We start from the raw sequence: 22,539 nt of genomic DNA on the forward strand, positions 1-22,539 counted from the left end.
AAAAGCAAATGGAACTTAGAGGGGTGCCATTCAATGACTCCTTAATGCAACAGGCTTCAAATGCAGTCGCAACAAATGCGTTTAAAGATATTCTCGGTATGAATCGAACGACTGCTGGAGTGCGGGCTGCTCGGTCTGATGGTAGTGTCCTTGCCCCAAACATTAATGATATTGCCAATGCGGACGCAGTTGGTGTAGGTGAAACTTTGTTTGTCACCATACCAAACGATAGCGCATATAAGAAGCAGCAGAACTCGGGTTGGGCAGGTACCACTTTGTTCTCGGGGCTTGGTTCAGATCAGACATATCGACTCCTTGACATACCTGAAAACGAAGGTATTGCAAAATTTGACACCGTCGATGATCTTCGAAATCTTCTTTTCGCACGCAAGGCTTTTTTTGTCGCTTTGAAAGCATCTGTCGAGCAGGGAATACGTGAATTTGGTACCGCTGTTGTCTATTCTCAAATGCCCAAGAAGTCACAAGATGCATTGCAACTGTATATTGACATGGGCGTGGCATGGGACACAATCAAGTATTTCGATTTTAGTGGAATGAAATCCAGTAATGCCTTTGCTGCCTTGTTTCCCTCTGGTAGCCCAGCATATAGCATAGTACATAGCACGAGAGAAGCCAGTGACAACGCTTTGTTGGATATGTTGCGTCGTAGTGTTTTTGGTCAAGATATAAAGAACTCAAAAACTGAAGCTGATTTCAACGCAAATTCAACTGAGTTTTTCAAGAAAATTGGCAATATTCAAAATCTGAAATTGGAAAAGGTTGTGAACAGCACTGATTTGCGATCTAAAGCAAGGTCAGATTTTGGAAGTTTGGTTGCCCTAAATAGCCAGAGCATATTTAGTTTTACTGGTGATGAATCGCTAAAGTTATTACAAACAAATCAGGCTAATCTATACAGTAAATGGCAGCAAGATCAAGTCTTTACTCAAGAAGGTAATTTGAGTAAGCGCAACTTTAGCGATAAGTGGCTTGAAGACCGTGCGATGGCTTTGCAAACTGTTCTAGACGTATCTCAGGGTGTTGATTTTACGAGTGAGTCGGATGATGGTGTTGGCGGATATATTTTTAGTAGAAACAGTGTTCGCTTTAGTCAAACGACAGTCATCAAAGATACAGCAAGCAATGTCACTGTTATCAATAATCCTATAGGGGCCTCTCGTCCAGAAAATTCATTGACCATTATCTTTGGTGGTGAAAAAGATGATTCAATTGTTGGACGTGTCGGTAGTGACCATCTATATGGCGGTAGTGGAAATGACACGCTCATTGGCGGTCAGGGTGACGACTATCTTGAAGGTAACGATGGCAAGGATAGTTATGTCTATAACACTGGAGAGGGCAAAGACGTCATTCTGGATTCAGACGGTAAGGGTGAAGTTAGGTTTGACGGGACAGTTCTGACTGGTGGAAAGGCTCAGATAGGCGCAAGTTATTGGGTTAGTGATGACAAAAAATTTGTCTATGAAATAGATTCAACTGGCCTGACTATTAATGGCAATTTGAAAATCAAGCACTTCAAAGATGGTGACTTGGGGATCAAATTAAGCTGGATCACACCTTCAGACCCGAAAAAAGAAACCTCAACTTCATTTACTAACGCCCAGAGATGGCAGCCTCGCCGGGATCCACTCATCTTGGATCTGGATGGAAATGGACTGGATACCATAGGCATTAATGCGAATAATCCAATTCTGTTTGACCACGATAATGACGGTATTAAGACAGCTACCGGATGGGTAGCGCCGCAAGACGGGTTTTTGGTTCTGGACCGGAATGGGAATGGCACAATTGATAGTGGTGCCGAGCTTTTTGGAGATTCCACCCCTTTGTCTTCCGGTGGAAAAGCTGCTGACGGTTTCGCCGCACTTAAAGATCTGGACAGCAATAATGATGGAAAAGTTGATGAAGGCGACAACGCCTGGGGTCAATTGCGCGTCTGGCGTGATTTGAATCAGGATGGCATTTCACAGGCTGATGAGTTATTCCGTCTGGATCAAATTGGCATCACCAGCTTTGATGTCACAAAAAAAGCAAACAGTGTATTCCTCCCTAATGGCAATCAGGTAGCGGATCTGGGTACTTTTACCAGAACTGATGGAAAAACCGGAACCCTGGGCGAAGTTGGTCAGGTTGCAGATGTGAATCTGATTGAAGACACATTTACCAGTAAATTTACCGATCACATAACCCTTGCCCCAGGTGTTGATGCATTGCCGGGCATGAACGGTTCCGGGCAAGTCAGAAGTATACAAGAGGCGGCAAGTATTGATAGTGATGCAGGCCGTGCTTTAAAAGCGAAGTTTACGGCTTATGCCAATGCAAAAACATATACAGAACAAAAAAATCTACTGCAGGATTTGATTGTTGCCTGGGCCGCGACCAGCAATATGGCTACAAGTTTTGTGCTAAGTAGCGATCCCAATTTCAAAGGTGGGTCCGTTATCCAGCAATTTGCCAATAATCAGGCAAATACTTTCCAAAAAATTGATGCATTAGAAAAATTCAATGGCAGCAATATACTGACTCAGCGTGTTACTGGTGTCGCAGGTGGTGGCTACAACCTTGTTCTTGAAAATGAAAGGCTTGCATTCCTGGATGCTTCATGGTCTGCATTAAGTAGCTCAGTTTACGAAGTCTTGTTGTTGCAAACACGTATGAAGACTTTGCTTGCACAATTTGATTTTGTCGAAGATGGTGCTACGGCGCATTTAGATAGTCTGAAAGCAAAAAATTATTTTGAAAGTGCATTAGCCACTGGCTCTATCGATGCGATTGCCGATTTGATCGATTTCAACAGGCTTATTTCACCCCGCCTGGCAGGAACTAGTTGGGATGGTTCTGAACTGTTGGGACAGTATTTGCAATCAGTCACTTTGACACCTGATTTAAAAGCGCTGTTTACTGACAAAGCAGTTTTGTTTGAGAAGACACTATTTGGTATATTTAATGGAACCCAATCGGATGAAATTATTGTTGCCACTGCTGGGAACGATGTCATTTATGGGAATGATGGCAAAGATATTCTCTTTGCTGGTAGTGGTGAAGATTTGCTGAACGGTGATCAAGGGAATGATTATTTACATGGAGGAGCTGGGTACGACACTTTGTATGGTGGTGATGGCAATGACATCCTGGACGGTGGGGCTGACAACGATGTCCTCGTTGGTGGAAAGGGCAACGATACTTATATTTGGGGACGAGGGAGTGGTAAAGATCGAATCTACAATTTTACTCCACTAGGTGACGAGCTCGATGTTATCCAGATTGGACCAGGAGTCCGCCCAGAAGATATTATTGTTTCAAATGATGGCGTCAATCTTACAATGAAGATAAAAGGAACGGATGACACTTTAAGCATCCCAGACGCATTCACTCAGGAGGGTACTGATTTGCTTCAAATGGTAGGGCAGATTCGTTTTGCGGATGGCACCATCTGGAACACAACCGTGATAGAAAATGAGTCTCTGCGATCAACCAATGGCAGGGATATCATATATGGATTTGGCGGCGACGACGCTATTGATGGCGGAGATGGAAACGATACTATTTATAGCCGTGGTGGGAGTGACTATGTTCTGGGGGCCGCAGGAAACGACGGATTGTTTGGCGGTACTGGTGCCGATACGCTCATCGGTGGCGCAGGCAATGATCTACTATCAGGCGGAGAGGGCGATGACGCTTATATTTTTGCAAGTAATTGGGGCAGTGATATCATTGACGGCACAGACGGTACAGGTCGTGATGTTATCAAATTTGCAGAAGATATTTCACCATCAGGAATAAGATTAAGTATTTCTAGCGACAGTCTGTTTCTGGAAGAACTTTCAATCGGTAGCAAAATTGAAATCAGTTCGATCTTCAAAGGACGACGAAGTGACAATAGCCTGGCTTTGACTCAAGTCGAATTTGCTGACGGAACGGTCTGGGATATTAATTCGATCTTGCAAGAAAGATTGCGTGGAGATGATGGCAATAACTACATTGCTGGCACGTCACTTGACGAGGTTTTGCTTGGTAATGGCGGAATTGACACACTTACTGGCGGAGCCGGTAACGACACACTTGTCGGTGGCCTCGGGAATGATATTTTAAGAGGTGGCCTGGGAGACGATACGTATCTCATAAGCAGTGACGGTGGCGATGACTATATTTTTGAAAGCACATTTCAAAACAATAATGGTGGCAATGACAGTATAGTATTTGATGCTAATACAAAACCTGGGGACATCCGCTTGCACCGGGTACCTACCGATGTGACAACTACACCGAACTCCAATATTATTGATGACCTGCTTATCGTCAATACAGTAACTGGCCAGGAAATTCGTGTTGGCGATTACTTCAGTACCACCGAAGATATGGCGATTGAAAACATCGTTTTTCAAGATGGCACTGCATGGGATAAAGCAGCTATCCTGGCCCGTCTGGTCGATCGCACAGGTACACCTTCGACAATGGTGGGTACCGCCGGAGATGACGTTTTTGTAATCGATCATCCTCTTGATCAAATCAATGCTGGTGTTGTTGGCGGCAATGACAAGGTAGTCAGTTCCGTTACTTATACTTTGCCGGATTTATCCTATGTACCCAACGTAAGATTCTTTGAGTTGACGGGTAGTTTCAATATTAATGCTACCGGTAATGCTGGTTCTAATGTCATCAAAGGTAACTCGGGTAACAACACCTTGTACGGTGGATATTCAACGCAGATTAATCCTAGCCCTGATACTTTGATAGGCGGAGCTGGTGACGATACCTATATTGTCAAAGGTAGAATGACACGTGACCGCTTCACGCTGGATGATCTCAATGCTGATAATCTTGCCGACACGGTGATAGAAAATGCGAATGAAGGTACGGATACTATCGTTACTGATGCGTATCACGTTGATCTGCCAGACAATGTTGAGAACCTGACGGTATCCGGGAATGCTTACTTCGATAATCGCATCAGCTTTAAATACGTGACAAATAAAATTGTCGGCAATAGCCTGAACAATGTCATTGATGCGTCCGGTATTACCGGTGGCATTCAGAGAATTGATGGCGGTGTGGGTGCCGATACCATGATTGGTGGTACCGGCAATGACATATTTATTGTGGACAATATCGGTGATGTTGTCATTGACCGTCTGGTCAACTCCACCGATGCAGACAATATCAGCCCTTCAGACTCTGTTGAAGCCAGCGTCTCTTATACCGTGGGTAAAAACATAGAGAACCTGGTGTTGACTGGTACTGCGCAAATCAATGGCACAGGTAATGATCTCAATAACGTCCTTGATGGCAGTGTCAACAGTTCTGTTAACCATCTTTATGGTGGAAAAGGTGATGACCGTTATATCGTCGGTGTTGGCGATGTCGTGCATGAAAACGCCGGTGAAGGCAGCGATACTGTTTCCATCGCCAATACACCTGAAGGCATGTTCTCATTAGCCAGTTATCAGAACATAGAGAATATCGCTCTGGAAGACAGTAGTGGTGCATCGAAACTGACAGGTGATGCTGGCAGCAATACGATCACCGGTAATGCCAGTAACAATGAGTTGTTCGGCGGCGATGGTAATGACATCATCTACGACAACTCAAATGGCGGCCGCCGTGGCGAGCGTGATACCAGCTATCTGGTGAACGACTCAGATCTGCTGTCTGGTGGTCTGGGTAACGATAAGCTGGTTTCCTACGGTGGTATGGACACGCTGGATGGCGGTGCAGGTGATGATGAGTTGATTGGTGGTAAAGGTCCAACCAAGTTTGTCTTTGGCCTTGGTTACGGTCACGACGTCATTACCAGTGACGCAGGAGACTGGGCAGGCCAATATGATGACGATGAAATATTGCTCAAGGCGGATATTGTTGCAACAGATCTGCAATTGAACCGCTCAGGCCAGACCCTGCAGCTGCAAATTCGTGGCACGCAAGACGTCATTGAAGTCGCCAATTTCTTTACTGATGATACTGCCTGGACAACCAATAACACTATTGAAGGCCTGCGATTTGCCGACGGTAGCTATTGGGATCTGACATCCATTCTGGCGCGCGTCCAGGGGGGGAACGTCAACACGGCTACTGCCAACGGTGATGTGTTGACTGGCAATGCTGGTAACGACACGTTCGATGGCCTTGCTGGAGATGATGTAATTCGTGGTGACGCTGGTAACGACCAACTTGCCGGCGGTGCCGGCAATGATCTGGTTTTCGGCGGCACAGGTAACGATACACTGACTGGCGGCACTGGTAACGACCTGCTCATTGGCGGTGCCGGTGCAGACGTCTATAAGTTCTCGCGTGGTTTTGGCGTTGATATTATCGAAGAAGTCGGAAGTCCATCTGCCACAGAGCTTGATGTCATCGAATTTGGTGCTGATATTGCCGTGGCAGACGTCACTGTAGAAAAAGGTGTCGATGCCAGCGAATCTACCATCATCATTAAAATCAAGGGAACCAGCGACCAGATCACTTTGCGTGATCAGATGTTTGGCGACAAAAAGATTGCCTGGACACAGTACTCTACTTATGCAAATGGCGTAGAACTCGTCAAATTTGCTGACGGCACTGTCTGGACAGCGGCAGACTTGTTGCAACGTGCCCAGGTAATGAATGGCACCGAACAGGCTGATACACTGACCGGCGACATGAACAACAATGTCATCATGGGCCTGGGCGGCAACGATACCATCGATGGTAGCGATGGTGATGATACGCTCGATGGTGGCAGTGGCATTGATCAATTAATCGGTGGAAACGGCAACGATACTTTTGTGGTTGATAATACTGCCGATATCGTCAAAGAAGGTTCTGAAGCCGGTACTGACACGATCATGAGTTCGGTCACATATACCCTGCCAGCCAACGTAGAAAAATTGACGCTCACCGGCACTGCAGCAATCAATGGCACGGGCAATACGCTCAACAACGTCATTACCGGTAATGCCGGTAATAACACGCTGAGCGGTGGAGCAGGTGCCGATACCATGATAGGTGGTGCAGGCAACGATACCTATATTGTTGACAATGTAGCTGATGTGGTGACAGAACTGGCCGGTGAAGGTAATGACACTGTACAGAGTTCTGTCAGTTACACCTTGCTCGCCAATGTTGAAGCACTGACGCTGTCAGGTACTAACGCGATTAATGGTACTGGCAATAATATCGCCAACACCCTGACTGGCAACAGCGCCAATAATGTACTTGATGGCGGTGACGGTGCAGATACGCTTATCGGCGGCGCCGGTAATGATACCCTCATCGGCGGTGACGGCGACGACGTCATTGATGGTGGTGCTGGCGACGACGAATTGCGTGGCGGTGCCGGATTTGATACCTACAAATTCGGTAAAAACCTTGGGAATGACACCATTACCGATGGTGACAGTGCAAACAAGGTGCAACGTGACGTGGTCTTGCTTGAGACCGGTATCAAACCAGCCGATGTCACTCTTAAACGCGAAGGAACCGGAGCCAATATCACCCTGGCGCTGTCTATTGCAGGTGTAAGCAATGTCTTGCGGATTGCTTCTTACTTCAATGGCACAGAGCTTAATGCTGGTATGGCGCAAAGCATACAATTCGCCGATGGCACCGTCTGGAATGCAGAAACCATCAAAACTATGACAGCAGGCCCGGTCAATCATGCGCCAGTTCTGGCTACACCTCTGGCTGATCAAACTGCAGGGCAGGGCGTTGCGTTCAATTACACCGTTCCTGCCAATGCATTTACCGATACTGACAGTGGCGACGTATTGACTTACAGCGCTACCCTGGCTGACGGCAGTGCCTTGCCAGCCTGGCTGCAATTCAACGCCAGTACCAGGGTATTTAGCGGTACGCCAACGGCAACAGGTACGATCAGTGTCAAAGTCACCGTCAAAGACAAGGGTAGTCTGAGTACTTCAGATGTATTCGATCTTGCCGTCAATGTTCAGAACCAGACACTGAACGGTACCAGTGGTGCAGACACACTCAATGGTGGTGCTGGTAACGACACATTGAATGGTCTGGCTGGTAATGACAAGCTGAGCGGTAATGCAGGTAGCGATACCCTGGACGGTGGTGCCGGCAATGACACCCTGGTTGGTGGTCTTGGTGACGACACCTATATCGTCGATAGTGCAACTGATGTCGTCACTGAAAACAACGGTGAAGGTACAGATATTGTAAAGAGTTCAGTCACCTTTACCTTGCCTGCCAATGTTGAAAACCTGACCCTGACCGGCACGACAGCCATCAACGGTACCGGCAATGCTATGGCTAATACCATCACCGGCAATAGCGGCAATAACGTTCTCGACGGTGCTGCCGGAGCAGACACCCTGATCGGTGGTGCGGGCAACGACACCTATGTAGTCGATGATGCAGCCGATGTTGTCACTGAAAATGCCAATGAAGGCACTGACCTGGTACAAAGCTCGGTTACCTATACCCTGGCAGCAAACCTGGAGAACCTGACACTGACAGGTACTGCAGCAATCAATGGTACAGGTAATGCACTGGCTAACACCCTCACAGGCAACAGCGCTAACAACCTGCTGGATGGAGGCGCAGGTGCTGATACTTTGATCGGTGGTGCAGGTAATGATACCTATGTGGTAGATAACACCGCTGACATCGTTACTGAAAACGCCAGTGAAGGTACAGACCTGGTACAGAGCTCAGTTACCTATACACTGGCCGCCAATGTAGAAAACCTGACCTTGACCGGCACGACCGCGATCAACGGTACAGGTAACGCGCTTGGCAATATCATCACCGGCAACAGCGCTAATAACGTTCTGGATGGCGCAGGTGGGGCTGATACCCTGGTTGGCGGCGCCGGTAACGATATCTATATCGTTGACAACACCGCAGAGGTAATTACAGAGGCGGCGTCTGAAGGTGTTGATCAGGTACAGTCTTCAGTCAGCTTCTCCCTGGCAGCCAATATTGAGGCGCTGTATCTGACAGGCACTACAGCCATTAACGGTACAGGAAATGCCATTGACAACCTGTTGGTAGGTAATAGTGGAAACAATACCCTCAATGGCGCTGGTGGCAATGACATCTTGCAAGGTGGTGCCGGTACTGACTCCCTCACAGATACGGTTGGCAATAACCTGTTTGATGGCGGTGCAGGTAACGACACGATTACCGGTGGTACTGGCAATGAACTGTTTATTGGCGGTACTGGCAGCGACACGATCACAACTTCTACAGGCGCAGATGTGATTGCCTTCAACCTGGGTGATGGCAGCGATATCGTCAATTCCAGCACAGGCAAGGACAATACCGTTTCGCTTGGTAAAGGAATCAAGTATGCAGACCTGCAGTTCAAGAAGAACGGCAATGACCTGATACTGGTGACCGGTGCCAGTGACCAGATTACCTTCAAGGACTGGTATGCCAATACTGCCAACCATAGCGTAGCAAATCTGCAGATCGTGATTGAAGGAACGAGCGACTACAACTCCGCTTCGACCAACAAACTGAACAACAAAAAGATTGAGCAATTCAATTTTGATGGACTGGTCAGCAAGTTCGATCAGGCAAGAGCCGCACAGCCAAGCCTGACAAGCTGGGCATTGTCAGCTTCTCTGCTGGAATTCTATCTGAGTGGTAGTGATACTGCTGCGATAGGCGGGGATTTTGCATATCAATATGCAAAAAATGGCAACCTGTCCAACTTCTCACTCACACCTGCACAGGCGGTACTGAACAATGCACAGTTCGGTACGGCTAGCCAGACTTTGCAGCCTGTCGGCAATTTGAAAGACCTGACAGCAGTCATGATCTAAGTCTTTTATTTCCTTGAGCAGGAGGGAGGGCTGGTTTCGCGACCAGCCCTTTTTGTTTTTTTTGTGCCAGTGCAGACCTGCGATTCATTTATCTGCATATTTTTTTGATTGATGCAGGTTTTGTTATAATTTGCCCATGCGCATTTCTTCCTCATTCCGGCACCTGACGATATGGCTTGCATGTCTTGCCCTGTTGTTCAATGGTTTGCTGCCAGCCATGGCTGGCGGGATGGGGGCGGGCGTGCCTGTTGTCGTTGCGCCTGGGGTTGTCGAGGTTTGCAGTGTTGAGGGTGTCAAGCTGGTGGATGCCGTGACCGGCAAGCTGATCAAACTGGTTGCGGGCAAGTCTGCGCAAGACAAGCAGCATATGGCGGCGCATTGTGCTTATTGTGTGCCGCATGCAGGGCTTGATTTTGTGTTGCCTGGCGCTTTGTCCAGCCCGCCAGAGGGCAAGCTGGCAGAGGCAGCGCCTTTGTTGTTTTATCAATCTCCCCACGCTTTATTCATCTGGACTGCGGCGCAGCCGCGTGGCCCGCCTCTCGATCTGGTTTGATTCTCACTGCTGTTTTACCTCATGTTCACCGGCTTTGTTCGTGAGCAGGTAAGACGATATCAATCCATCATCTCATTGTGATTAATGGCGATGAATGAAGAAAAGAAATCAACATGAAACGTCGTTCTGTACTGACGCTGCTGGGCAGCCTGTCTTTGCTGGCATGCAGCCGCACGCCTGTGACTTTTACCGGCATTGATATTACGGGTGCCAATTATGCCAATGATTTTCATCTGCGCGGGCATGATGGCAAGGATTACAGCCTTGACAGTTTCAAGGGTAAGCATCTGCTGATATTCTTTGGTTTTACCCAGTGCCCGGATATTTGCCCAACAGCCCTGAACCGTGCAGTGCACATACGCAAATTGCTGGCAGACAAGGCGGAGCAATTGCAGGTTATTTTCATTACCATAGACCCGGAAAGAGATACCCCTGAATTGCTGGCACAATACATGAAAGCATTTGACCCCAGCTTTTTGGGCTTGTATGGCGACATGAAAGAGACGCAGGAAGCGGCCGCAGCCTTCAAGGTGTTTTACCAGAAGGTGCCCAGCGGCAGCTCTTATACCATGGACCATACCGCAATCAGCTATGTGTTTGATGACAAAGGCAAGATACGCCTGGCGTTGAAGCATGAACAAACCGCAGAGCAATGTGCAGCAGACTTGCGCACACTGATGACTGCCTGAACTACATTAAAGGAAAAACACGATGAACAAAATCAATCAAATCATGATGGCGGTAGCTACTACTGTATTTGCAATCTCTGCACAGGCACAGGTTACGGTCAGTGATGCCTGGGTGCGTGCCACGGTTGCGCAGCAAAAGGCGACAGGTGCTTTCATGCAGATCAAGTCCGTCAAGGATGTACGCCTGCTGGAAGTGCGCTCGCCAGTCGCAGGTGTGGCAGAACTCCATAAAATGGAAATGACCGACAATATGATGAAGATGCGCCCCGTCGATGGTCTGGACCTGCCCGCAGGCAAGCTGGTGGAACTCAAACCCGGTTCTTACCACATCATGCTGCTGGATTTGAAGGCACAGGTCAAGGAGGGGGATGTGGTGCCTGTGACCCTGGTTGTCGAGGGCAAGGACAAAAAGCGTGAAACCCTGGAGATCAAGGCTATTGCCAAGCCCCTGAACCAGGCAACACAGCATTGATGGGGGCAATATGACTACAAGCAGAAGAGCAGGGCGGAGCAGTTTTATCAAGCTGCTGCAGTGCTTTAATGTTGCGGCAATCTGCGCGCTGGCAGTGTGGCATGCCTATGCATTTTATCTGCACCAGGCCATGTCGCGCTTCGCCAGGCCAGCGGTGATAGAGTTTTTGCCATTGCCTGCACATCAGCAAACTACCCCGAGGATAATCACATGAAAAAATTTCTGTTTATCAGCATGTTCACCGCAAGTAGCCTGCTGGCGCAGGCAGCCCATGCCCACGTCACGCTGGAGCAGGCTACTGCCGCCGCAGGCGCCTACCATAAGCTGACATTCAAAATCGGCCATGGTTGTGAGGGCAGTGCTACTAATGCGGTCAGGGTCAGCGTTCCTGAAAACGTCAGTGGTGCCAAACCCATGCCCAAGGCAGGCTGGAAAATCGATACCAGCATACAGCCACTCAGCGTGCCTTATAACTCACACGGTAAAACTATCACTCAGGATGTGCGTGAAGTCAGCTGGACTGGTGGCCCCTTGCCTGATGCTTATTATGATGAGTTTTCGATACAGGTGAAATTGCCAGAGAAAGCAGGCAAGGTGTATTTCAAGGTCACACAGTTATGTGAAAAAGGCAGGCTGGACTGGGTGGAAATCCCGGCAGATGGCCAGACTGCCAAGGGCTTGAAAACACCGGCGCCGGTGTTGGAGGTTCTGGAAAAATCAGAGACCGGGCATCATCACTAAGCTGTTTTCATTGCAAAAGAATCCCTTACACAAAAAATGTAAGGGATTTTTTATGATGGCAGCTTATTCCACTGCTTTCAAGAAATTACTGATCGCTTCATTAAATGCCTGTGGTTGATCAAACATCATGAAATGGCGGGCATTATTGATGGCAATGACTTGCAGTTTCGGTGCGCCTTGCAACAAGGATTGGTAATAGGCATTCTTTGCTTCCAGACTGATATTGCGGACCGCAAAATCTGCTGTGTAGTATGGTGATATTTCCAGTAAAGGCACGAGGACTTTGGCCATGTCCTTGCGCAAATCCAGACTGACGATTTCACTCACATAATCTGCGGTGGCAGCTGGGTCACTCTTGCCAGTTTGTACCGCCAGTTTTTGCGCGAGCTGTTCATCGATTACGCCGATGGTGCGCATGTATTGCAATTGTCTGGCAGCGAAAATTTCCGGGGTTTGCGCTGTCATCTGTGTTTTGAAACGGGCAGCCAGAGCAGGGCGCTGGTCTGCCGGTGTGTGCTCTGTGCCAGGGAACACTGGCAAACCATCTACCGCAATCACACCACGTATTAATTCGCTATGTTGCTGGGCAAGCCAGATCGCCAGTGTGCCGCCCATGCTGTGGCCCAGCAATACTGGCTTGTCGAGTTTTTGCTGCTGTATCAGTTCCAGCAAAGATGTTTTGGCTTTCTCAAACAGCGGGCCTTCCGTCGCAGGCTGGCCATCAAATCCGGCAAGCGTGACGACATACAAAGTGTGATTCTTTTCCAGTTGTTTGACGGTGTCTTCCCATACCCAGGCACCGCTGGCAAGACCAGGTATAAGTACGATAGGCGTACCTTGCTTGCCGTGGCGTTCTACATGCAGGCTGCCGACCTGGAAGTGATTGTCCGTGTCCGCAGCATGAGACGGTAGAGCACTGCCAAACAGGCAGGTGGCGCTTACAAGAAATGCTGTGATGTAGTGTTTGATATGCATGATGGTCTCTTGAATTTGCGTTTTATAACCAGTTCTTTTATTCAGATTGAAAAATGGTTTCAATCGGTTGCCCGAATAGTTTTGCGATGCCGAAAGCCAGTGGCAGGCTGGGGTCATAGCGTCCGGTTTCTATGGCATTTACAGTTTGCCGCGATACTTCTAACAGGTCTGCCAACTGTGCCTGGCTCCATTCGCGTTGGGTGCGTAATTCCCTGACGATGTTTTTCATGATGACTTTTCTTTCCAGCTACGCAGACAAGTAATTGCACCCCATGAACCCATGATCAAAGACCAGGTCGCAAACATGCTGAGTTTAGGGAAGCCTGTAATTTCCATGAATCCATAACTAAGGGAAAAGGCGGCTGTGAAGGCGGCTGCCATGCCCAGGTTCTCGAGCGACCAGATGCGTACATATTCGTCCATACGCTGGAATTGCCGCACGATGGCCCACACCATCAGCAATGCAGGCAGGATAGGGCTGGCAATCAACAGGCTGCGTAGTGGCCCGGCAGGTACTGAGTCTGCGTAAGCACTGCTGGCAAATACAAGCAGGCAATAGATGCCCAGTGCAGCAAACAGCTCGCGAAAATAAAGGGACCTGGCTTGTTTCTCACGCATCGTGTTCTCCTGTTATAAATCGTATTTTGTAAGTAAAGTTTGCTTTACATGGCCGGGCAAAAAAATGCCCTTGCATGCGGCTTGCTCAACTAAGTCGCCTGTTTAGACGACTTGGGCTGACGGTTTATATATCTGGATGTAAAGCATGCTTGTCATCATATATCAAAAATCATGCATGTCAAGCATGCTTTACATCAGGTTAAATTTAGCCTGGAAAATGAAAAAGGCTTGCAGAAGAATATTTCTGCAAGCCTTGTTTCTGGTTCCTGATTTCATGCAGGCCTTGCGGCCCAGACGATTTCTGAAATTACAGGATGTTCAAAGTCACTTCGATATTGCCGCGTGTGGCATTGGAATATGGGCAAACTTCATGTGCCTTGTGTACCAGTGCTTCTGCTTCTGCGCGGTCCATGCCAGGCAGGCTGACGTTCAAGGTCACCGCCAGTCCAAAGCCGCCTTTACCATTTGGGCCTATGCCCACCAGACCATTGATGGAGACATCTGCTGGCAGGGCGATTTTGCCAGCGGCGGCAACAAATTTCATCGCGCCGATAAAGCAGGCGGAATAACCGGCAGCAAACAATTGCTCAGGATTAGTGCCCTCGCCACCTGCGCCACCAAGTTCTTTTGGTGTTGTCAGTTTGACGGAAAGTTGATTGTCGCTGGAAACGGCACGGCCATCACGACCGCCAGTTGCTGTTGCGTTTGCTGTGTAAAGTACTTGCATGATGAACTCCTGATGTAATTTGCTGGGTTATTTGGGGTTTGCTGCGTTTGTTTCCTGGTTTTTTCTTACGACTACTGAGTCGATGGATGAACTATAGCGAACAATTTAATTGTGTGCAATCTAAATTGCGATTGTTTTTTTCTATCATCGCGATAGCATACGAATAACAGCTTAGTACAAACAAGGAAAATATTAAGAATTTTTTAACTGATGGGTTTGGTCACCCATAACTTGAAAATTCATGGATTTAGTATCTCAACGATTTAATAACTCAAGGATTTAATAACTCATTACGTAAATCACTAAGCTGGCTGCGCAATTCCATCAGGGTCTCTTTGCTTTGCCCACTGGCACAGAGGATTTTTTGCGGGATGTCGAGCGCGGCATTGCGCAATTCCCTGCCTGATGGCGTCAGGGTGATCCTGACCTGGCGCTCGTCAGTCTCGTCGCGATGCCTTTGCAGCATGCCATTGGCTTCCAGGCGCTTCAGCAGAGGGGTCAGCGTGCCTGAGTCAAGGAACAGGGCATGGCCTATGTCTTTGACCAGCACATCATCCTGCTCCCACAAGACCAGCATGACCAGGTATTGCGGATAGGTCAGGCCCAGGGCATCGAGCATGGGCTTGTAAGCCTTGGTCAGCGCCAGGGACGATGAATACAGGGCAAAGCAGAATTGGTTTTCCAGTGCCAGCATGTTGATGGGTGTTTCTGCGGGTGTTTTCATTTTGGCACTCTGGCAAATTCGTAAATGGATGATATGCAGGCATGATAAACAGTTTTTGCCGGTAATGCGGCACTTCTGCAAAGTCCGGGGTATCGTCTTTTGCGCAGTCTGGCAAGTCGCACAAGGTATAATGTCGGCCATTGCGCGTGCGCCGCCACGCCCCACTGTAAGAGGTAAACCGTGACTTTCATAGAAAAACTTTCCGCTGCCTGGACAGCCAATAATTCCCTGCTGTGCGTAGGCCTGGACCCTGATGTCAGCCGCTTCCCTGCAGAGCTGGCGGGTAAGCCGGATGCCATTTATGCATTCTGTAAAACCGTCGTTGATGCGACGGCTGACCTGGCATGTTCCTTTAAACCACAGATTGCCTATTTTGCGGCCTTGCGCGCAGAAGATCAGCTTGAAGAAATCTGCTCTTACATCAAGACTACTTATCCAAATATTCCGGTGATACTTGATGCCAAGCGTGGCGACATCGGCGCAACAGCAGAGCAATATGCACGTGAAGCTTTCGAGCGTTATGACGCTGATGCAGTGACAGTCAATCCGTACATGGGTTTTGATTCAGTTGCGCCTTACCTGGAATGGAAAGACCGTGGCGCCATCGTGCTGTGCCGCACTTCCAATGCAGGCGGCTCTGATCTGCAATTTCTTGATGTCGGTGGCAAACCGCTGTATCAACATGTGGCACAACTGGTGGCGGATAAATGGAATACCAATGGCCAATGTGCGCTTGTGGTGGGTGCTACCTTCCCGAAAGAGCTGGCGCAGGTGCGCTCTGTCATCGGTGACATGCCTTTGCTGGTGCCGGGCATAGGTGCGCAGGGCGGTGATATTGCAGCGACTGTGCAGGCAGGTAAAACAGCAACTGGCACAGGCATGATGATCAATTCTTCACGCGCCATTTTGTATGCCCAGCCAGCGGCTGGTGAAAGTGCTGCTGATGCCGTTCGCCGTGTAGCGCTGGAAACGCGCGATGCAATCAACCTGCATCGCCAATAAAAAGCTTTACCGGGGTGTCACGACATCCCGGTATTTTTTGTATATCAAATCGTAGTAGCCATTCTGTTTAAGTTGTTTTAGCACCTGATCAAGCTCGTCCCTTAATGGCTCAAGATGCGCCTTTTTGGCGAAGCCGAAAAAGGTTTCCTGTTCCTGTACGACAGGGTAGAGCACCTTGAAATCATTCAGCAGCCCCATCTTCTTCATTTCATGTATTGCCCCCGCATGGTTGCTGATGAGGATGTCGAAGCGTTGCGCCAGCGCCATTCTGATAGCGCTGGTCTGGTCGCTGGCGAGTTCCACATTCAGAACACCACTCTTGATGAATTCATCAAATCTGCTGCCATAGCTGATGCCTCTGACTGCACCAAACCGGTAAGGGGCGAGGCGCGCTAGTTCTCCGTCAAAATTGATATTGCTGTCATTCCTGGCCCACAGGCTGATAGTTAGCTGCAAGACTGCTTCATTGCTGTAGATGATGTATTTCTCACGTTCATGAGTCTTGAAAACGGTGAAGATGCCGTCGGCTTCGCCATTTTTTACCATCTCCAGGCTACGCCGCATGGGGTAGATATTGATGCTGACCTGATGGCCCATGAGGCGGAAAGCTTCCTTGACGATATCGACGGCAATACCCTTGACCTCACCCTGTTCCACATATTCATAAGGCGGGTAATGCAGGCTGGCGAGTTTGAATGTGGCAGCAATGCTGGTAGAGCAGCAAAGTGCCAGCAGAATAGCCAGCAAGGGGGAAATAAAGGTTTGCATCTTGTTGCCTCTTTCAGATGCCGTACTCATCAGTTGGCAATGAGCATGTACATGTAGTGTATGCCCATTGCCTGCCGCAAAATCAATTCACGTGCTGCCTGATGATGTGCGCTGATTTTGCATTCTTAGTTGCATAGTTACCTGTATTAAAAACTATGACGTATGCCCACGTGCAGGGCACTGTCACCGGAACCGGCTTCAATCGCGCTGCCTACCGTGTAGCCAGCACCATTCTTGTTGTCTATCTTTGCATAGGCTACATATAGATCCGTTCGCTTCGACAATGAATAGATATAGGCTACTGCCAACTGGCTGGCATCCTGGTTCTTGACCGTCTTGTCATCTTTGCGGATATACGATGCCAAAATCTTGTTGTTACCAAATGGCACGGTCACGCCGAGCAAAAAGTCTGTGGAATCTGTCGATGCAGTTGGTGCAATGATGCTGCCGAATGGATTGGCAGTATTGCGCAACGGTGAGCTGTTCAGGCCTTTGTTGACACCGTATGCCAGATGCGCTTTTGCCACGCCAAAATCATAAGTCGCAGCCAGCAAAGTGGTTTTGCCATCATCGGTATTCTTCAATGTGGCTGTGTCGTTATTGCGGTTGTGGTAACCAAGGCGTACAGCAAATGGGCCAGAGGTATAGGCAATGGCGGCGCCAAGCTGGCGACCGGCAGAGGTGTCACCAGCGGTTTCACCGAAGCCATAAGCCAACTCACCAGTCAGGCCATCAAAAGATGGTGTCACGTATTTCAGGGTATTGTCCATGCGGCTGGAACCAGCACCAGAGTTAGGCATGATATTGGCCGCGTCGCCTGCAAAACCGGTGACAAAAGGATCGGCAAAAGCCAGTGTCAAATATTCTGGCGTATATTGGCGGCCAGCGGTCAGCGTACCAAAGTCACCCTTGACGCCAACATAGGCCTGGCGTCCAAACATCAGACCACCCTGGCCCAATGAGCCTGTGTCCACATTGATGCCGCTTTCCAGCAGGAAGAAAGCAGACAGACCGCCACCCAGATCTTCAGTGCCTTTAAAACCCAGACGTGAACCTGAACCGATACCACTAGTCAGCTTGCTGACAGAGCCAGCGCTGCCGCCTCTTTCTAATGCGATGCCGGTATCGACGATGCCGTAAATGGTGACAGAAGATTGTGCCGAAGCAGAATTGGCAAAAGCGCCAATAGCGCCAAATACAGCCAAAGCAAGGAAAGTCTTTTTCATGTGGTTCTCTCAAAAAATAGATAAGGAAACGATGTTGCTGTCAAAAGAATCGCCTTTGCTGTGAGCATGCATGCTGTCTGGTGCAAGCGATAAGGACGATTACCAACCGGATTTCCTGTGATTGCAGTCGGTAATTTATTATCGATGAAAAATATAATGTTTACATATAAATTGTTTATAAAACGTTGATAAAAAATGGATGATGCGTTGTTAAAAAGTTGAAATTGCGCTGAGGGTAATATTTGCCCTCTGGATTTTTGGCAAAAAAATGGTCAGTGATTGAAGTCACTGACCAGATCTTCAGTTCATGTTGTGGTTATTGTTGATGCTGTAGCTGTCGTAGCAGACAGTTTTATGCCTTTCCATAACCGCCACCGCCAGGGGTTTCAATGACAAAAATGTCGCCAGGTTGCATGTCCGTGCTGGCCACAAAACCCAGCTCTTCTGTACTGCCATCATTCCTGATCACATAGTTTTTACCGCAAGCGCCTGCTGCGCCACCTGACGCACCAAAAGGCGCATACACGCGGTTATTCGAGAGTATTGAAGCCGTCATATTTTCCAAGAAGCGTATCTTGCGCACGCCGCCATTACCGCCATGCCAGCGGCCTGCACCGCCTGAATCTGGCTTGATTTCATAGCTCTCCAGCCTGACGGGATAACGCCATTCCAGTATCTCAGGATCAGTCAGGCGTGAATTCGTCATATGGGTTTGCACTACGTCAGTACCATTGAAACCTTCACCCGCACCAGAGCCACCAGAGATGGTTTCATAGTATTGGTAATCATCATTACCAAAGGTGAAGTTATTCATCGTGCCAGGTGAAGATGCCACCACACCCAGCGCGCCATACAGTGCATTGGTGATGCAACTTGAGGTTTCCACATTGCCAGATACTACAGCCGCCGGGTAGCGCGGGTTCAACATCGAACCTTTAGGGATGATGACTTTCAGAGGCTTCAGGCAACCGGCATTGAGCGGAATGTCATCGTCAATCAAGGTTCTGAAGACATACAAAACAGCTGCCATGCAAATCGCACTCGGCGCATTGAAGTTATTGTTCAGTTGCGGTGAAGTACCCGTGAAATCGACCTCGGCAGAACGTGATGCATGATCTACGCGAATGGCAACCTTGATGATGGCGCCATTGTCGAGTTTGTATTCATAACTGCTGTCCTGCAGGGCAGTGATGACACGTCTTACCGCTTCTTCGGCATTGTCCTGTACATGTCCCATATAGGCCTGTACGACATCCAGACCATAGTGCTGCACCATCTTCAGCAATTCATCGACGCCTTTCTGGTTGGCGGCAATCTGCGCCTGGAAGTCAGCCAGGTTTTGATGGATATTGCGGCAAGGGTATTTACCGGAAGAGAGAAGGGCTATGGTTTCTTTTTCCAGCAACTTGCCCGCACTGACCAGTTTGAAGTTATTGATCAAAACACCTTCTTCTTCCACTACCGTGCTGTCTGCAGGCATGGAGCCAGGTGTGATACCACCTATGTCAGCATGGTGGCCGCGTGAGCCTACGTAGAACAAGACCTCGGTACCATCTGCATTGAAGGCAGGCGTGATGACGGTCACGTCAGGCAGGTGTGTACCACCATTGTAGGGGTCATTGAGCATATACACATCACCTGGCTGCATGCTGCCTGCATTGGCCCGGATGATGGTCTTGATACTATCACCCATGGAACCCAGATGCACAGGGATATGCGGAGCATTCGCAATCAGATTACCTTCTGCATCAAACAGGGCGCAAGAGAAATCCAGACGCTCCTTGATGTTGACCGAGAAGGCCGTATTTTGCAGGCGCAAGCCCATTTGCTCGGCGATGCTCATGAACAGGTTGTTGAATACTTCCAGCATGACCGGGTCAGCCTTGGTGCCTATGGCCTGCCGTTTGGGGCGTGCTTCCAGGCGGGTGAATACCAGATGATTCAGTGCTGTTACTTCTGCACCCCAGCCAGGTTCTATGATGTTCGTCGCATTTTTTTCTGCGATGATGGCCGGGCCCTTGATCTTGTCACCAGGGCGCATGTCATCACGGGCATACAAGCCTGTGTCATGCCATTGTCCACCAGAGAACAATTGGACGATTTCCACTGGCTGCAAGGTCTGATTATTTTCTCGCGGCGGCAAGTATTCGACGCTTTCATTGCCTTCACCAGAGCTACCTATGGCTTCGACAGAAATCGCTTCTATGACGAGCTGCTTGTTGGTCATCAGGAAGGAATAGCGCTTTTTGTAGGCAGATTCAAACTGATAAATCATGCTGGCAATATCCTGCATGGCCACCACGATGACAGAATCCGTACCTTCATAGCGCAAGTGCACACGTTGCTTGACGCTCAGGTGTTCTGGTACGACACCCTGGCTCAGCAAATCATTGCTGGCAGCATCGGACAGGCGTGCCAGTTCTTTTTCCAGCGCGGGGATGGAGGCGGGGGCGAGTGGCAATTCCATCGCCAGTTCGCGCATGGCAGTCTGGTCTGCCAGGCCCATGCCGTAAGCAGACAAGACACCTGAGAATGGGTGAGCAAATACTTTAGTCATACCCAGTGCATCTGCCACCAGGCAGGCATGCTGGCCGCCTGCGCCACCAAAGGTGGTCAGGGTATAGTCAGTCACATCATGGCCGCGCTGCACCGAGATAAATTTGATGGCATTGGCCATATTGCCGACGGCAATTTCAATAAAGCCTTCAGCCACTTCTTCCGGCGATTTGCGTGTGCCCGTGGCTTTTTCTATCTCTGCTGCCATGGCAGTGAATTTCTCGACGACAGCGTCCCTATCCAGCGACATGTCAGCTTTGGGGCCAAACACTTTAGGGAAATAGCTGGGCTGGATTTTACCGAGCATGACATTGCAATCAGTCACCGCCAGTTGCCCACCGCGCCTGTAACTGGTGGGGCCAGGGTTGGCACCTGCACTGTCCGGGCCTACACGATAGCGGGTACCATCAAAATGCAGGATGGAACCACCACCGGCAGCAACGGTATGTATGCTCATCATTGGCGCGCGCATCCTGACACCGGCAACCTGGGTTTCAAATTCGCGTTCAAACTCACCAGCATAATGGGAAACGTCAGTCGAGGTGCCGCCCATGTCAAAGCCAATGATCTTGTCAAAGCCCGCAGTCTGTGCAGTACGCACCATGCCGACGATCCCGCCTGCCGGGCCTGACAAGATGGAATCCTTGCCCTGAAAACGGTGCGCATCTGTCAGGCCGCCATTACTCTGCATGAAGAACAGGCGCACGCCATCCATCTTGCTGGCAACCTGATCAACGTAGCGGCGCAGAATAGGGGACAGATAGGCATCCACTACCGTCGTGTCACCGCGCGAGATCAGCTTCATCATCGGGCTGACCTGGTTCGAAATCGAAATTTGCGTAAAGCCTGCTTCAGCAGCGAGTTTGCCTATGATGTCTTCATGCTGGGTATGTCTATAGCCATGCATGAGCACGATGGCCAGCGCGCGGTAACCATCTCTATATAAAACAGCGAGTTCTTTTTTGACTGCTGCCTCATCCAGGGCTTGCAAGACATTGCCATGCGCATCTATGCGTTCATCAACTTCCACGACTTTTTCATACAAAAGTTCTGGCAAGACGATATGACGGTCAAACAGGCGGGGGCGGTTTTGATACGCAATGCGCAGAGCATCACGAAAACCTTTGGTGATGATGAGCGCAGTCGGATCACCCTTGCGTTCCAGCAGGGCATTGGTGGCAACGGTTGTTCCCATCTTGACCGCAGACACCAGCTCAGGCGAGATATTCTGGTCAGGGCTCAAACCCAACAGGCCTTGTATGCCTGCAACGGCGGCATCTTTATATTGTTCAGGGTTCTCTGACAGCAGTTTATGGGTCAGTAATTTCCCATCCGGGCGGCGCGCCACGATATCGGTAAACGTACCACCTCTATCTATCCAGAATTGCCAGCGTTGATCTTCAACGAAGTCATTGTGTGCCTGTTTCTGTTCGTTCATTTTGCAACCACCTTTCATAAAGAGATGTTGCCGTTTCTTCGGCAAAGTCTTATCCCGGTTTGGAGCCATCCCTGTCCGTGCCTGCAAACTTTGTGTCAAAAATCAGACAAATATTTGTTTGCGCTGCATGCCCGGAAAACTCAAGAGTAATGGCTATCCAATATTAAAAAAGCAAAAAAGTTCACTGTTCTTGTGCATCGTCGCTACAGCGTGGTGCAGTTCTTTTCTTACTGGTTTTCATCTTCATAACAGCAAGGAA

15 protein-coding genes are annotated in these 22,539 nt (G+C 49.1%); 7 read left to right on the top strand and 8 right to left on the bottom strand.

The window, feature by feature from the left end:
* The first annotated feature begins 1,193 nt into the window (after positions 1 to 1,193).
* The 6 genes from ACO0LN_RS03560 (at position 1,194) to ACO0LN_RS03585 (ending at position 12,246) form a co-directional block, all read left to right on the top strand.
* A complete protein-coding gene (locus ACO0LN_RS03560) occupies positions 1,194 to 9,791 on the top strand; it encodes a calcium-binding protein (protein ID WP_422971036.1) in 8,598 nt (2,865 codons plus the stop codon).
* A gap of 136 nt (positions 9,792 to 9,927) precedes the next feature.
* Positions 9,928 to 10,344 carry a DUF2946 domain-containing protein gene (locus ACO0LN_RS03565; RefSeq protein WP_422971038.1) on the top strand — a complete coding sequence of 139 codons (417 nt, stop codon included), beginning with the start codon at positions 9,928 to 9,930 and terminating at the stop codon, positions 10,342 to 10,344.
* A gap of 113 nt (positions 10,345 to 10,457) precedes the next feature.
* On the top strand, positions 10,458 to 11,033 hold the full coding sequence (locus tag ACO0LN_RS03570; protein WP_422971040.1) for an SCO family protein: 576 nt from the start codon (positions 10,458 to 10,460) through the stop codon (positions 11,031 to 11,033).
* A gap of 22 nt (positions 11,034 to 11,055) precedes the next feature.
* Entirely contained in the window at positions 11,056 to 11,505 is a 450-nt protein-coding gene (locus ACO0LN_RS03575) for a copper chaperone PCu(A)C (protein ID WP_162059608.1), read from the top strand.
* Positions 11,506 to 11,515: 10 nt separating this feature from the next.
* Positions 11,516 to 11,719 carry a hypothetical protein gene (locus ACO0LN_RS03580; RefSeq protein ID WP_422971042.1) on the top strand — a complete coding sequence of 68 codons (204 nt, stop codon included), beginning with the start codon at positions 11,516 to 11,518 and terminating at the stop codon, positions 11,717 to 11,719.
* Entirely contained in the window at positions 11,716 to 12,246 is a 531-nt protein-coding gene (locus tag ACO0LN_RS03585; protein WP_422971044.1) for a YcnI family protein, read from the top strand. Before ACO0LN_RS03580 ends, ACO0LN_RS03585 begins: the two co-directional genes overlap by 4 nt.
* A gap of 63 nt (positions 12,247 to 12,309) precedes the next feature.
* On the opposite strand, the gene ACO0LN_RS03590 is transcribed toward ACO0LN_RS03585, so the two are convergent.
* The 5 genes from ACO0LN_RS03590 to ACO0LN_RS03610 all read right to left on the bottom strand — a co-directional run bounded on the left by ACO0LN_RS03590 (position 12,310) and on the right by ACO0LN_RS03610 (position 15,290).
* A complete protein-coding gene (locus tag ACO0LN_RS03590) occupies positions 12,310 to 13,221 on the bottom strand; it encodes an alpha/beta fold hydrolase (protein WP_422971046.1) in 912 nt (303 codons plus the stop codon).
* A gap of 37 nt (positions 13,222 to 13,258) precedes the next feature.
* On the bottom strand, positions 13,259 to 13,450 hold the full coding sequence (locus ACO0LN_RS03595) for a helix-turn-helix transcriptional regulator (RefSeq protein ID WP_422971048.1): 192 nt from the start codon (positions 13,448 to 13,450) through the stop codon (positions 13,259 to 13,261).
* The gene (locus tag ACO0LN_RS03600) at positions 13,447 to 13,839 is read right to left on the bottom strand and encodes a hypothetical protein (RefSeq protein WP_422971050.1); all 393 of its coding nucleotides are present in this window, start codon (positions 13,837 to 13,839) and stop codon (positions 13,447 to 13,449) included. Before ACO0LN_RS03600 ends, ACO0LN_RS03595 begins: the two co-directional genes overlap by 4 nt.
* 307 nt (positions 13,840 to 14,146) lie before the next feature.
* Positions 14,147 to 14,566, bottom strand: a complete 420-nt coding sequence (locus tag ACO0LN_RS03605; RefSeq protein WP_110257224.1) for an organic hydroperoxide resistance protein — start codon at positions 14,564 to 14,566, stop codon at positions 14,147 to 14,149.
* A gap of 271 nt (positions 14,567 to 14,837) precedes the next feature.
* Positions 14,838 to 15,290: a MarR family winged helix-turn-helix transcriptional regulator gene (locus tag ACO0LN_RS03610; protein WP_162042109.1), complete on the bottom strand. Its 453-nt coding sequence runs from the start codon at positions 15,288 to 15,290 to the stop codon at positions 14,838 to 14,840.
* A gap of 180 nt (positions 15,291 to 15,470) precedes the next feature.
* On the opposite strand from ACO0LN_RS03610, the gene pyrF reads away from it, so the two are divergent.
* On the top strand, positions 15,471 to 16,292 hold the full coding sequence (gene pyrF, locus ACO0LN_RS03615) for an orotidine-5'-phosphate decarboxylase (protein ID WP_422971052.1): 822 nt from the start codon (positions 15,471 to 15,473) through the stop codon (positions 16,290 to 16,292).
* A 6-nt stretch (positions 16,293 to 16,298) separates the two neighbouring features.
* Here the strand turns inward: pyrF and ACO0LN_RS03620 are convergent, their stop codons facing one another.
* The 3 genes from ACO0LN_RS03620 to ACO0LN_RS03630 form a co-directional block, all read right to left on the bottom strand.
* Positions 16,299 to 17,060: a substrate-binding periplasmic protein gene (locus ACO0LN_RS03620; protein ID WP_422971054.1), complete on the bottom strand. Its 762-nt coding sequence runs from the start codon at positions 17,058 to 17,060 to the stop codon at positions 16,299 to 16,301.
* Between the two features lie 146 nt (positions 17,061 to 17,206).
* Positions 17,207 to 18,286, bottom strand: coding sequence for a porin (locus ACO0LN_RS03625; RefSeq protein WP_422971056.1), 1,080 nt, complete (start codon positions 18,284 to 18,286; stop codon positions 17,207 to 17,209).
* 352 nt (positions 18,287 to 18,638) lie between these two features.
* Positions 18,639 to 22,280 (bottom strand): hydantoinase B/oxoprolinase family protein, encoded by a 3,642-nt coding sequence (locus ACO0LN_RS03630; RefSeq protein WP_422971058.1) that lies wholly within the window; start codon positions 22,278 to 22,280, stop codon positions 18,639 to 18,641.
* Positions 22,281 to 22,539 lie beyond the last annotated feature (259 nt).

It is taken from the genome of Undibacterium sp. TC9W, from assembly GCF_049339865.1.
Classification (GTDB): Bacteria; Pseudomonadota; Gammaproteobacteria; order Burkholderiales; family Burkholderiaceae_D; genus Undibacterium.